The following is a 13,491-nucleotide window of genomic DNA, read 5'->3' on the forward strand; positions in this document are numbered from 1 at the left end:
CCCCGGTCCGTAAGTGCTTTGGGTCCGATGAGGCGTTACGGGCACAGCTCGATGATCGTGGCTGATTTACGGATTTAGAATTCGATTTTATGTGTCAAACCATGGTGGCCCATATCGTCCTGATGCATTAGAGTCGCGCACCGATGCACAACCGCTCTGACCAGTTCGCGAAGAACTTGCTGCGCGACGGCCTGAGCCTCGTCTCGGCGGCGGAGACCGAGGTCGAGGTGCTGGCGGCGACACAGAAGATCGACGTCTACAGCGTGCCTGATCCCGCACGGGAGGCCGAGCGCGCCGCCATGGGTCTGCTCGGCGAGCTCGCGGCGGAGCCGAGCCTGTTCGAGCCATTCCACAGCACGCCGAGCCTTCGTCAGGTCCGGCAGTGCTTGCGCAAGCAGCTCACCTGGCATCACGAGCTCGAACGCCGCGCCCGCGCTGCAGCCGGCGCCGTCGTGCCGGACGAGGACGCTGACGCGCCGCCGCAGCAGGCGGTGGACTTCCCTGCGCTGGTCGTCATCAGCCCGGGGCGTCCTGAGACGGTGCTTGGCGCCTACCGCTGCGAACCAGTGCAAGCAGGCGTCTACCATGCCGTGCCGGGCCTGGCGATGCGCGTGGTGGTGCTCGCGGAGCTGCCCCGGACGCGTGCGACGCTGATGCTGCGGCTGCTCGGCTCAGGCCGCCTCCTGCGCGAGGCGGTGGCGGATCTGGTGGCGCTGCCGGACGATGCCTGGGAGAGGAGCATCGCCACGCCGCTGCTGGTACACTTCCGGCTCGCAAGGCAGGAGCCGACGACCGACGAGGAGGACGACGTGAGTGCAGAGATCCGGGCGTGGTTCGAGGAGTGTCAGCAGAAGCTTCGGGCCGAGGCGCGGAAGGAGGGCCTCAGGGAAGGCCGCGACGAAGGGCGCAAGGAGGGCCTCAGCGAGGGCCGCAAGGAGGGCCTCAGCGAGGGCCGCAAGGAGGGCCTCAGCGAGGGGCTCAAGGAGGGGCTCAAGGAGGGGCTCAAGGAGGGCCGCGCCGAGGAGGGGGCTCGTGCCGTGCTGACCACGCTCCGGGTTCGCGGCATCGCCGTGCCCGACGCCGCGCGGGAGCGCATCCTGGCCGAGAAGGATCCCGAGACCCTGGAACGGTGGCTCGAGCGGGCCATCGTCGCCACGTCACTCGCCGAGGTCCTCGACCCGCTGAGCTGAGCGACCCCGGCCAGGAGAAGTCTCTCGGTAGCGCCGGCTCGCCGCCGTGGCCTGCGGCCCCCTGCTCGTTGCAGTTCCCTGGATAGTCAGGACGGCGTCTGAGACATCCTCTCCGTCGATCTCGCGATCTCGAAACTGGCTGAAGCATGCTGCGGCGAGGGCCGCGCCCGCTACCTGGCGAACGCCGACAGGCGGCGCAGCAGCCCGGAGAGCTGCGGATACATGTCCCTGTAGATCCCCAGCAGCGCCGCATACCGCCGCCGGCGCTCCGCATCGGGCTGGAACGTCGCGATGGCCCTCCCGCGCATCGTCTTCGCGGCCGCCTCGATGCTCCCGGCCAGCCCGGCCCCGGCGGCCGCGCACATGGCGGCGCCCAGGCACGCCGCCTCGACCGTCTCGGATCGCTCCAGGGCCACGCCCGTCGCGTCGGCCATGACGCCACACCAGAGGTCGCTGGCGGCGACGCCGCCGACCGCGGCGAACTCCGCGACCTCGATCCCCGCCGCGCCGCGCATCAGGTCCAGCACCAGCGCCTGCTCCAGCGCCACGCCCTCGATCAGCGCGCGGTACACGTGCCCGCGCCCGTGCGCGTCCGTCAGGCCCAGGATCGCGCCGCGGGCGTCGACGTCCCAGTGGGGGTTCATGGCGCCCTCCCAGTAGGGCAAGAGCAGCAGGCCGTCGCTGCCGGGCGGCAGCGACGCCGCCTCCGCCTCGATCGCGGCCATCGCGGCCCCGTCGCGCGGATCGACGCCCAGCAGGCGGCGCAGGAACCAGTCCGAGAGCAACGCCCCGCTGCGCAGGCTGCTCTCCAGCACGTAGCCGCGGCCGGAGGCGCTGGTCATCGTGCGCCAGGCAGGGTCCTGCCGCGCCTCCGGGCAAAAGACGCCGAACACCACCGCCGTACCGAGGTTCAGGTACGCGCGCCGCGGGTCCAGCGCGTCGACGCCGAGCCCGGCCACCTGGCCGTCGCCGCCGCCGGCCAGCACCGGCGTGCCCGCGCGCAGCCCGGTGGCCGCCGCCGCGGTCTCCGACACCACGCCGAGCGGCGCGCCCGGGGGCAGCGCCTCCGGCAGCCGGTCGGGCGTGACGCCGACCGCGCCGCAGAGCTCCTCCGACCAGCGGCGCGCGCCGATGTCGAAGAGCGCGAGCGGATCGGCGCTCGCCCAGCTCGTGCGGGCGCGCCCGGTCAGCGCCCGCACGAGGTAGCCCTGCACGTCGCAGAAGAGGGCGGTGCGGCGGTGGGTCTCCGGCTCCTCCTCGGCCAGCCAGGCGATCTTCGGCAGCGCCGGGCCGAAGTCCGGGGCCTTCCCGGACAGCGCCCTGAGCCGGCCTTCCCCGATGCGGCGGACCAGGGCGCCGAGGTGCCCGCGCGCGCGCCCGTCCAGCCACAGCATGGCAGGGCGCAGCGGCTCACCGTCCGCGTCGAGGCAGGCGAAGGTCTCGCGCTGGTGCGCGATCGCGAGGCCCGCGACGCGGCCCGGGTCGACCGCGGCGGTGACCTCCGCGACCGCCTGGCGCAGGGCGCCCCACCAGTCCCGCGGATCCTGCTCGAACCGGTCGGGCGCCGGCCGCGCCAGCGAGAGCGGCGCCCGGCCGAGGGCCAGCAAGCGGCCCTGCGCGTCGAAGGCGGCCGCCTTCGCGGCCGTGGTGCTCAGGTCGATGCCGAGGACGAGGTCGGCCCGCATCGCGCCTGTCAGCAGCCCGGAAGGTGAGGTTGACAGGCGATCACCGGGGCAGACTACAGTGCGCGTCGCGCCGACACAATTCACCACGGCGCGGCCGGGCTACCCGCCCGGCGGCGAAAGAGGAGCGTGAAGCGGTGCGAGCAACCATCATCCACGGCATCCGCGACGTCCGGCTCGGCGACGTCGAGCCCCCGCAGCCGCGCGACGGCATGGTGATGATCCGGGTCGCGGGCTGCGGGATCTGCGGCAGCGACCTGCACTACTACCTGGAGGGCGGGATCGGCGCCGCGCAGATCCACAGCCCCTTCGTGCCGGGGCACGAGCTCGCCGGCTGGGTCGCCCAGGACTACCCGGAGCTGGGCCTGTCCCGGGGGCAGCTCGTCGCCGTCGACCCCGCGCGCGCCTGCGGCCGCTGCGAGTGGTGCCACCGCGGCCACGTGAACCTGTGCCCCTTCGTGGCGTTCCTGGGCGCGCCGCCGCTCCACGGCGGCATGGTGGAGCAGATGGCCGTGCACCCCGATCAGATCGTGCCGGTGCCCCGCGACTTCTCGGTGCGCCGGGCGGTGATGCTCGAGCCGCTCGGCGTCGCGGTCCACGCCGTCGACCTGGCGCGGCCGCGCCTGCAGGAGACGGTGGTGGTGCTGGGCTGCGGGCCGATCGGCCTGTGCCTCGTCCAGCTCGCGCGCCTGGCCGGCGCCGACCGCGTCTTCGCGGTCGACCCGGTCGCGTACCGGGCGGAGGCCGCGCGCCGGCTGGGCGCGCACGACGCCGCGCCGACGTTCGCGGCCGTCGCCGAGTGGACGGGCGGCCGGGGCGTCGACCTCGTTCTCGAGGCGACCAACGCGCCCGTGGGCTTCCACCACGCCGCCGAGGCCGCGCGCATCGGCGGGCGCGTCCTGCTGGCGGGCATCCCCGAGGGCGACGGCTACGCGCTGCCGGCGGCGCTGTGCCGCCGCAAGGGGCTGAAGGTCAAGTTCTCCCGGCGCATGGGCCACGTGTACCCGCGGGCCATCCGCCTGGTCTCCGAGGGGGCGGTGGACGTCGATTCGATCGTCACCCACCGCTTCGACCTGTCGGACGCCGCCGAGGGCTTCCGCCTGCAGGCGGACTGCCAGGACGGGGCGCTGAAGTCGATCATCGTGCCGGAGGACGGCGACGCGCCGTTCTGATCCGCGCACCCATGAAGTCCATCGTCGTGAGTACGACCGCACGTGAGCAGGGCGTTCGCTCGAGCGCAGAGGGCTGCTCGTCGCTGGAGCGAACGCCTGTCGGGGTGGACTTCGCGCTCACCTGCCCAGGATGACGCGGAAGATCTTCTCGTTGCTGTTGTTGGGGACGCTGTCCGTGCCCCCGGTGTTGGTCGTGGTCAGCCAGAGGTTGCCGTCGAGGGTGGGCTCGACGGTGCGGAGGCGACCGTAGGTACCCACCAGGAGCTGCTGAACGTTCGTCAGGCTGCTCCCGCTGATGACCGCGCGGTACATCCGCGTCCCCCGCTGGCATGCGGTGTAAAAGACGTTGTTCACGATCGCGATCCCGCTGCACGACCCCTCGGAGGTCGGGTACGTGCGCTTGGGCGCGATGTAGCCCGCCGTGCTGCAGCCGCTGCCGCCTTGCGAGACGGTGCCCTCGCAGTTCGGCCAGCCGTAGTTCCCGCCCTTCTGGATGAGGTTGGTCTCGTCCATCACGGTATTGCCGAACTCCTGCTCCCAGAGCCGGCCCTCGGAATCGAACGCCAGCCCCTGCGGATTCCGATGTCCATAGCTCCACACGTGGTTCCCGAACGGGTTGTCCGACGGGACCCTGCCGTCAGGCTCCATCCGCAGGATCTTGCCGCTCAAGCTGCTGGTGTCCTGCGCGGAGCTCGCGTTCTGCGCGTCACCCGTGGAGGCGTAGAGCTTGCCGTCCGGCCCCCACCGCAGCCGGCCGCCGTTGTGGTACTTGTTGCGGGCGATCCCCGAGACGAGCACCTGCTCGGTGGACGTGTCGAGCCTGGCGGCGGACCCGTCTCCGATGACCTTGATCCGCACGATCCGGTTGTCCGAGGGCGACGTGTGCATGATGTACAGCCATCGGTCGGTCGTGAACGTCGGCGCGATGGCCAGCCCCATCAGGCCGCCTTCGCCGTCCGTGCCCGCGACGTTCGGCACCGTGCCGATCGAGGTCTTCGCGCCGGTGCTCGGGTCGAGGTGGACGATATCGTCCGCGTCCCTCCGGCTGTAGAGGATCGTGCCGTCCGGCAGCGAGACAAGGCCCCACGGGAGATCGTTGTCGGTGGCGACCTGGACGACCTCGCAGATCGCCGAGCTGCAGGCGCTCCCCGTGGTCACCGAGGTGGTGCCGCTCGCGGGCGACGCGTTGTTCTGCGCGTCGCGCGCGATCACGTGGTACGTGTAGGCCGTCGCCGCTGTCAGGCCGCTGTCGACGAAGGACGTCGCAGGCGGGGTCGCGCCAGAGCCGGTGACCGTGCCGACCCTCGCGCCATTGCGGTACACGTCGTACGCCGCGACCGCGATGTTGTCGGTCGACGCGCTCCACCGGAGCGTCACGCTGGTCCCGGACGCGCTGCCGGTCAGGTTGGTCGGCGCCGTCGGAGCCTGCTCATCGACCTCGCAGTGCGGCGTGCTGAGCCGCAGCGTCTCGCTCGCCTGGGAGACGTTCCCCGCGGCGTCGACCGCATTGACGTAGACCCCCCAGCTCACCCCCGGCGACACGGTGATGCTCGTCGACAGCGTGGAGCCGCTGACCGACGTCATGAGCTGGCCGTCGTGGTAGATGTCATAGGACGCGACGCCCGAGTCGTCGGTCGACGCCGACCAGGACAGCGTCGCCGAGCTGCACGTCACATTGCTGGCGCTCAGGTTGGAAGGGGGCGTCGGCGGCGCGGTGTCTGTCTCTTCTTCCGCGGGCAACGACCATCGCTGGTTCGTCCCGCCGTGACAGCCATAGAGCTGGACGGGGGTGCTGTTGGCCGTCCGCCGCCCCTCGACGTCCATGCACAGCCCGGACTGCTGGCCGACGATGGAACCGTCCGCGTTCGTCCGCCATTTCTGGTGAGGCTGTCCGGTGCAATTGCCGATCACGAGCTTGGTCCCGTTGGTGGTCCCGCGGCCCGCCGCCTCGACGCACCTGGTGCCGCCATAGACCCTGATCTCGCCGGCTTCCGTGAACGTGAAGGACTGGTTCTCCCCTCCATTACAGTCGTAGATTTGCACCGCGGTGCCGGTCGCGGTGCTCCTCCCTTTCACGTCCAGGCATCGCCCGGACCCGACGCCCCTCACCGTGCCGGTCGCCACGAGCGGCGCGTCGTCGGCGCTGATCGCCTCGGTATCCCCGCCGGATTCATCGATGCAGCCGGCAGGGAAGAGCGCCAGCGTGGCCGCTCCGGTCATCCAGTACCGTTGTCTCCGAGCTGTCTTCATATCGCTCCATCCATGTTCGTAACCCGTTGTGCTCGCCGAACGGCAAGCCCCAGGCGCGGCTGAGGCGCCATGTCGGCATAGATCTCGTCCGATCTGGCTCGCGACGGATCTCGACGATCGACGGTGATCGCGCGGCTACGCCGGTGAGCCTGCTTCCTATCATGCTCGACCCGCGGCGCAACGCATTTCATTGCATGATCGTGTGAAGGAAAATTTTCGAGAGATCTTGCGCCGGTATGTCTGGATAAGCGCGTCGCCAGCGGAAGAATCGATTGAATGTCGGTGCAGTCAGCGTACCAGCGCTCCTGCGCGCCGCCGCGCCTGGCCGACGAGCGTCGTGTGGCGCAAAAGCGCCTCAGTGAGCGCTGCTCGGCGCAAAAGCGCCTCACTCGAGGGCGCCGCCGCCGCGCATCCTTTCATTGCCATGATTCGTCGTGGAATGGGCGGCCGCCGGCGCTCGCGAAGCTGCACAGTTGTCGTGTGCCTGTTCCAGCGATGATCGCGAGATGAGGCGGGGCGGCTTCGGCGGGAGCTCAGCGCCGGGCGCCCCCGCGCGGGCGAGCGCCGGTCGCTCCGGAGCGCGGCGGCGCGCCGTTGACTCTCGCGATCCATGTCGTCTAGTATGCGGACAGGGAGTACTTCGTATGGCACGTACAGCCCCTGTTCCGAATATCCCTGCCATCCCCGGAATGAACCCCGGCGTCTTCGTCATGGGGGGTGGAGGCGCGGGAGGGGGCAAGGGCGGCAAGGGCGGCAACGGCCGCGGCGACGGCCAGGGCGGGGACGGGCAGAACGGGGGCAACGACGCGCAGGGCGGCGGCAACGGGTCCGGGGCCTGCGGTCAGGGCAGCACGGGCTCGTGCACGAACTGCTCCAACACGTTCTCCGCGGGAGATCCCGTGGACGTCATCACGGGCGAAGTCTTCACGACACCGAAGACCGATCTCTATCTGCCGGGCTTCTTCGATCTCGAGATCTTCCGGAGCTACAGCACGAGCCAGCGCGAGCGAGATACGGGGCTCGGGCTGGGCTGGTCGTTCAACATCGACTGGCAGTTCGAGGTGAGGCGCGGCGCGATCGAGGTGCAGAGCGGCTCCGGTCACGGCATGACGTTCCCGTACCTGGCCAAGGACGGAGATCAGGCCGCGTGGGGCCACTGGGCCCTCTTGCGGGTGCAGGACGGGTTCGTCCTGCGCCCAGGAAACGAGTTCTTCCACTACTTCCGGCCCACGCGTCGCGGTGACTACGTCCTCTCGCGCGTCGCCTACCGCAACCGCGGGCACCTCTCGTTCCAGTACGAGCAAGGCAAGCTCGCGCGGATCGTCGACACGGCCGGGCGTGTCATCCTCCTGCGGCGGGGCGCCGCTGGCCGGATCAGCTCGCTCCTCGTGCCCGACCTACGCGGCCACGCGCGCGTGTTCGCGACGTACGCGTACGACGCGGCAGGACACCTCGTCGAGGCGCGCGACGCGGACGGCCACGCCTGGCACTACGCTTACGACGACGAGCACCGGCTGACGCGCCTCCAGCTCCCCACCGGGCTGACGTTCTTCTACCGGTATGACGAGCAGGGCCGCTGCGTCGAGACCTGGGGAGAGTACCCGGGGCAGGTCGATCCCGCGCTCGCCGACGGTCTCGCCGACACGCTCGCCGACGGCCGCACCAGGGCGAAGGGGATCCTCCACTGCGCGATGGAGCGCGACGGGAACGGATACGCCGAGGTGGTCGACTCGACGCGGCTGCAGCGCTTCTTCGCCGGACCGGGCGGGGCGCTCGCCAGGACGGTGAGCGGTACCGGCGGCGTCACGAGCCGCACCTTCGACGATCACGGGCGGGTCACGTCCCACACCGACGCGCTCCAGGCGACGACGCGGTGGGAATACGATGACGCCGGTCACGTCGCGCGGGAGACCGACGCGGAGGGGCGCACGGTCGAGTGGAAGCGAGACGGCGAGGGGCGCCCCGTCGAGGTGATCGACCCGGCCGGGGGCCGGATCGTCATGCAGCGCGACCCGTTCGGCAACCTCGCGTGGATGACCGATCAGCGCGGGAGCACCCATCAGTATCGCTCCAACCAGCGCGGGCTCCCGGTCGAGTACATCGCGCCGAACGGCGGGGTGACCCGCTTCGAGTACGACGGCCACGGCAACCTCGTCGCGCAGACGCTCCCCGGCGGCGCGACGATCCGCACCGAGTACGATTTCTGGGGGCGCCGGGTCCGCACGATCGGCGCGAACGGCGAGGTCACGGTCTTCAGGACGGCGAACTCGGGGCTCGTGACGTCGGTCACCGATCCGAGCGGCCGCACGCGGACGTACCAGTACGATGGGCTGAAGAACATTGTCGCGATGACGGGCCCGGACGGCGGCACGACCCGGTACGTCTGGGGTGGGCTCGGGTGGCTGTGCGGGATCGTGCACCCCGACGGCACCTCCACGACCCGGCGCTACAACCGCGAGGGCTGGCCCCTCGAGCTCCGCAACGAGCGCGGGGAACTCCATACCTGGGCGTACAACGGCGCGGGGCAGCTCACGGAGGAGCGCACGTTCAACGGGCGCACGCTCCGCTTCGGATACGACCCCATGGGGCGCCTCGCCTGGGTCGACGAGGGCGACGGGAAGCGCGAGATCCTGCGCAACCAGGTGGGCCAGGTGATCAAGGACATCGCGCCCGACGGATCGGCGCGCGAGTACGAATACGACGTGCGCGGCGAGCTCGTCGCGGTCCGATCCCCCGAGGTCGAGATGGAGTGGAGCCTCGACGCCGCTGGCAACGTGCGCGGCGAGGCGCTGCGGTTCGACGGCGCCACGTACTCGGTGAGCTCGGTGCGCGACGCGAGCGGCGCGCGCGTCGCGTACGAGACGTCGCTCGGCCACAAGGTGGAGGTCCGCCGCGACGCGGCGGGCGCCGTGCGCGAGCTGCGCGCGGGCGGCGAGCCAGCGGTCGCCTTCGATCGGGACGCGATGGGCCGCGTGACCGCGAGGAGGCTGCCGGAGGGCGGAGCCATCGTCGACGCGCTCGATCCGCTCGGGCGGCTGCGCCAGCGAAGGGTGCTCGGGCCGGGATCCCAGCAAGAGGACCCGCGAGCCCCCTGGGTGGGAGCGCCGCCGAAGGCGAACGTCGAGCGCCTGTACGAGTACACGGCGGTCGACGAGATCGCCGCCGTCACGTCGCCGGAGGATGGCACGGTCGAGTTCTCTTATGACGTGCGGCGGCGGCTCGTGAGCAAGAGAGACGCCCAGGGGCGCGAGGAGCGCTGGGCGGTGGACGCGACGTCGAACTATCATGAGAGCGGGCCGGACGCCCCGGTCCGCGCGTACGAGTCCGGAGATCGGATCGCGCGCCGCGGCGACATGGAGTTCGTGTACGACAGCCAGGGTTTCCTGATCGAGAAGCGCCGGCACGTTCACGGCGCCGTCCAGCGCTGGAGATACACGTGGGGTCCGTGGCGGATGCTCACGGCCGTCGAGCTGCCGGACGGGCGCCGGGTCGAGTTCACGTATGACGCGTTCGCGCGCCGGGTCGCCAAGCGCGTCGTCGAGCAGGGCAAGGTGAGCTCGGTGACGCACTGGGTCTGGGACCGGCTCGGCCCTGTGCACGAGATCCACAGGAGGCCTGGCGCCGAGGAGCCGCAGACGGTCACGTACCTCTACGAGGATCACGATCGCGACCTGCCGATCGCGCAGCGGGAGACGACGAGCCCGCCGGGCTGGACGTATTACGTGGGCGACATCAACGAGACGCCCGAGGATCTCGTCGACGGCGCAGGCCGCCGGGTCGGCCGGATGCGGCGATGGACGTTCGGCGCGGCGATCCCTGCCCAGGGATCGCGCGCCTCCACGCCGTTTCGCTTCCCCGGACAGTACGCGGACGAGGAGACCGGGCTCCACTACAACCGCTGCCGGTATTACGACCCCATGACGGGCCGTTACATCAGCCCCGATCCGATCGGCGTGGAAGGGGGGCTGAACCTCTACCAGTACGGCCCGAACCCGATCGGATGGTTCGATCCGATGGGCTGGACCCACCACCTCACGGTGGTGGAGGCCACGCTGCCGCCGGCTCGCCGTGGCGGTCAACGCCGACCGCTGCCGGGCATGGGGCAGAACTACCCGTCGGGCTACGCGGGCATGCCGGACTACCTGAGGAGCCAGGCTCGCGCGCACAGCGAGCGCAGGATGCTCCACGACCTGCAGCAGATCGCGAACAGCGGACAGAGCCTGGAGGGGGCAAACGTCCGCGTGCGAGGTCAGTACCCGCCATGCCCGAACTGCCATCGGGCCATGCGGGCGTTCGCGCAGCAGCACAACATGAACATCCAGTACGACTGGGAGCACCCGGCGGGCACCACGAACAGCGCCCGCTACAGCGGCTCGTCCGAGCCGCAGTTCAGCGGTCCGCAAGGGGAGCGGCTCCGCGACGCGTACCGCATGCGCCAGGACGAGCGCTCCGACAATCCGGCCATGGTGAGCGGCCGCCGGGAAGTCAACCGAGAGACCCGGCCGCTGGGGTACGTTTACGAAGACTCCAACGCCGCCCGACAGGCGTATCGAGATCTCACGGGCGAGGTTGGCGAGCTGGAATGAGGGTGATCGGCCGATGAAGGATGTGAACTGGAAGAAGGTACGCCACGCCCATGGGCCGGCGACGCGCGTGCCCGCCCAGGTGGAGGCCCTGGCCACCGGCGGAGAGAACGCGCGGTTCGAGGCGCAGGAGGCGCTGCGCGACACGTGCGTGCAGCCGGGCGCCTGGTTCGAGGTCAGCGCGCCGCTCGTCGCGCTGCTCATCGAGGCGGCGGCGCGGGGCACGGCGCAGACCGCGATCCTGCTGCGGCTGCTCGCGGACGTGATCGCGGGCGAGCACGTCGCGGCGCTCTCGGCGGGGCTGCCCGCGCCGGCGAACGACCTCGCGGCGGCCACCCGGCGCGCGGCGCAGGACGGCGTCGAGGCGGTGACGCCCCACCTCGACGCGGCCGATCCGGCGGTCCGCGCGGCCGCGGCGCTGGCGCTGGCGTTCATCCCGGGCGACGCCGCCCTGGCCGCGCTGCAGCGGCGGCTCGGGTCCGAGCCCGAGCCGCCGGTGAGGGCGGGGATGGCCCTCGCGCTCGCGTGCCTCGCGCGCCAGGGCGCGGGCCGCGCGGAGGCGATCGAGGCGTCGCTCCAGGGCGAGGCGAGCCCGCTGGTGCGCCTCACGGCGGCCCTCGGGGCGATGCTCGCGGGGCGGCCTGCGGGCGCCGGGCTCGCGGGCGTCCTCGAGGAGGGGCTCGGCGCGGACGTCGACGTCGAGACGTTCCCGTGGGCCGGCGGGAAGCTGGAAGCCCTGGTCCCCGCGCTGGCGCGCGGCGCGCGCGCCGGCGAAGAGCTCGTGCGCGAAGCGCTGCTCGCCGCCGTCGGATCGGCGGGCGCGACGGGCGCCGGGCGCGCGGCCGTCGCGCTGCTGGGCGTCGCCGGGTTCACCGAGCGCTGGGGCGAGAAGGACGTCGCCCTGCCGGAGGAGCTGTCCGGTCCCCAGCGCGCGATCGCGCAGGCGCTCGCGCAGCGCGACGGGCTGAAGGGCCTCGGGTGGGGCGTGCCCCCGTCGGCGCGCGATCGGCGCCGGTGGCTCGGCGTGAGCCCGCCGGGCCCGCTGGAGAAGGCGCTGGAGGTCCCCGGCGTGGGCAGCGTCCCCCTCTGGTACGGGTGGCGGAAGATCACCCAGCCCGAGGGCGACTGGCCGCCTGCGCTCGTCTGGGGCGCGCTGTCGCCCGTGGAGCGGCTGGACGTCATCGTGGAGTGCTGGCTGGGCGGCTACCGGATCTGCGAGCACGCCAACCGGTGGTTCTACGAGCAGTACCTCGGCCCCGCGGTCGCCGAGGCCGGCGAGCGCGCGGTCCCCTGGGCGAAGGCCAAAGCGGACGAGATCGCCGCGCTGTACGCGCGGGGGAGCGAGCCGGAGCGCAAGGGGGACGCGCCGCCCTACGAGGTGCAGGTCGTCGTCTTCGATCCGCTGCTCAACGCGAACGTCGAGCTCGACCCGCGGTGGGACGACGTCCTCCCGCTGTTCGACGAGGTCTACAGCCGGCTCCCGGCAGAACGCTCGGAGCCCCTGGTCCTGAAGGCGCTGAGCCGGGATCCGGAAGACAGCCGCGACGCCTTGCAGTGGGGCATCGAGATCCTCCCCCAGATCCCGGCGCGGCGCCTCGCCGCCGAGCTCGCGCGGCGCGCGCTCGGGGCGGAGCTGCGGCGCACCTTCGGCAAGGAGACGGCCGACGCGTGCCTCGCCTCCCTGGAGGAGATCGGCCGGGCTCACCCGGAGGTCGCGCTGGGCATCGCGGACGCGAAGGCAGCCGTCGTCAGAGCCTGAGCCAGGTGGCCGGGCGCACGAGCATGAACCGCTCGTCGTCGTCCGGCTCGCCGGGGGACGCGCCCGGCGAGCGGAACGCGGCGAGCCCGAGGAGCAGCTCGCTGCGCTCCTCGAGGCCGAGCGGGAGCCCGCCGCGGAAGACGCCGCGCGGGTCGCCGCCGCTCCAGGGCGCGGAGGTGGCGGGCGCGCCGTCGTAGCTCGGGTGCCAGCCATCCGCGGCCCACTCTCCCCCGAGGAGGTCGACCACCCCGAAGCCGTTGACGTCGACCGCGCCGCGCCGGCCGCCCGTCGCCGCCGCGATGTCGCACGTGAAGTGCAGGCCTCCGCCCTCGCGGGCGAGCCACTCCAGCTCGGCCTCCGACGGCAGCCGGAAACCCAGGTCCTCGACGAAGCGCGCGGCGCGGCCGGCGGGCAGCGTGTCCGAGACCTCGCGGCCGTGGCTCAGCCGCCGGGCTTGCTCCGACGACAGCGGCCGCTCCGCGCAGAGAAAGGGGCGCACGCGCACCGCGTGGACCGGCCGGCACCGCGCCTCGAGCTCGCGCACCGCGCGCGCGACGTGCGAGGTCCAGTCCACGTGCTCCGAGAGCTCCTCGAGATCGTCGTCGCGGAGGCCCATCTCGAACGAGCCGCCCGGCACCGCGACGAGCTCGATCCCGGTCGGCCGATGTCGCATGACGCAGAGACCCTTGTCGCCGGCGAGGCGGGGCGCCGCCTCCCACGCGTCGCCGAGGGCCTCGGCGACGGCGGGGCCGAGCCGCAGGCGATCCTCGCGCGGGAGGGCGAGGAAGCGCTCCAGCTCCTCGAGGCTGGCGACGAGCTCGTGCATGCGCCGATGGTAGGGCCGGACGCCCGGAC

General features: G+C 72.0%; 7 protein-coding genes. 4 read left to right on the plus strand and 3 right to left on the minus strand.

The window, feature by feature from the left end; genetic code table 11:
- The first annotated feature begins 143 nt into the window (after positions 1-143).
- Complete coding sequence (locus WME96_RS00965) at positions 144-1,190, plus strand: hypothetical protein (RefSeq protein ID WP_437288306.1); 1,047 nt, start codon at positions 144-146, stop codon at positions 1,188-1,190.
- Positions 1,191-1,360: 170 nt separating this feature from the next.
- On the opposite strand, the gene WME96_RS00970 is transcribed toward WME96_RS00965, so the two are convergent.
- Positions 1,361-2,875 carry a xylulokinase gene (locus WME96_RS00970; protein WP_437288307.1) on the minus strand — a complete coding sequence of 505 codons (1,515 nt, stop codon included), beginning with the start codon at positions 2,873-2,875 and terminating at the stop codon, positions 1,361-1,363.
- A 134-nt stretch (positions 2,876-3,009) separates the two neighbouring features.
- On the opposite strand from WME96_RS00970, the gene WME96_RS00975 reads away from it, so the two are divergent.
- Positions 3,010-4,044 carry a zinc-dependent alcohol dehydrogenase gene (locus WME96_RS00975; RefSeq protein WP_437288308.1) on the plus strand — a complete coding sequence of 345 codons (1,035 nt, stop codon included), beginning with the start codon at positions 3,010-3,012 and terminating at the stop codon, positions 4,042-4,044.
- A gap of 117 nt (positions 4,045-4,161) precedes the next feature.
- Here the strand turns inward: WME96_RS00975 and WME96_RS00980 are convergent, their stop codons facing one another.
- Positions 4,162-6,294 carry a lectin gene (locus WME96_RS00980; protein WP_437288309.1) on the minus strand — a complete coding sequence of 711 codons (2,133 nt, stop codon included), beginning with the start codon at positions 6,292-6,294 and terminating at the stop codon, positions 4,162-4,164.
- A gap of 689 nt (positions 6,295-6,983) precedes the next feature.
- On the opposite strand from WME96_RS00980, the gene WME96_RS00985 reads away from it, so the two are divergent.
- On the plus strand, positions 6,984-10,880 hold the full coding sequence (locus WME96_RS00985) for an RHS repeat-associated core domain-containing protein (protein WP_437288310.1): 3,897 nt from the start codon (positions 6,984-6,986) through the stop codon (positions 10,878-10,880).
- A 13-nt stretch (positions 10,881-10,893) separates the two neighbouring features.
- The gene (locus WME96_RS00990; RefSeq protein WP_437288311.1) at positions 10,894-12,636 is read left to right on the plus strand and encodes a HEAT repeat domain-containing protein; all 1,743 of its coding nucleotides are present in this window, start codon (positions 10,894-10,896) and stop codon (positions 12,634-12,636) included.
- Here WME96_RS00990 and WME96_RS00995 read toward each other — a convergent pair.
- Positions 12,626-13,462: a formylglycine-generating enzyme family protein gene (locus WME96_RS00995; protein WP_437288312.1), complete on the minus strand. Its 837-nt coding sequence runs from the start codon at positions 13,460-13,462 to the stop codon at positions 12,626-12,628. The two genes, WME96_RS00990 and WME96_RS00995, sit on opposite strands and share 11 nt — an antisense overlap.
- Positions 13,463-13,491 lie beyond the last annotated feature (29 nt).

The organism is Sorangium sp. So ce406 (genome assembly GCF_051474675.1).
Taxonomy (GTDB): Bacteria; Myxococcota_A; Polyangia; order Polyangiales; family Polyangiaceae; genus Sorangium; species Sorangium cellulosum_G.

Bases quoted from the DNA above. Each gene is read 5' to 3' on its own strand.
- WME96_RS00965 (WP_437288306.1), top strand. From the start codon at position 144: ATGCACAACCGCTCTGACCAGTTCGCGAAGAACTTGCTGCGCGACGGC.
- WME96_RS00980 (WP_437288309.1), bottom strand. From the start codon at position 6,294: ATGAAGACAGCTCGGAGACAACGGTACTGGATGACCGGAGCGGCCACG.
- WME96_RS00985 (WP_437288310.1), top strand. From the start codon at position 6,984: ATGAACCCCGGCGTCTTCGTCATGGGGGGTGGAGGCGCGGGAGGGGGC.
- WME96_RS00970 (WP_437288307.1), bottom strand. From the start codon at position 2,875: ATGCGGGCCGACCTCGTCCTCGGCATCGACCTGAGCACCACGGCCGCG.
- WME96_RS00990 (WP_437288311.1), top strand. From the start codon at position 10,894: ATGAAGGATGTGAACTGGAAGAAGGTACGCCACGCCCATGGGCCGGCG.
- WME96_RS00995 (WP_437288312.1), bottom strand. From the start codon at position 13,462: ATGCACGAGCTCGTCGCCAGCCTCGAGGAGCTGGAGCGCTTCCTCGCC.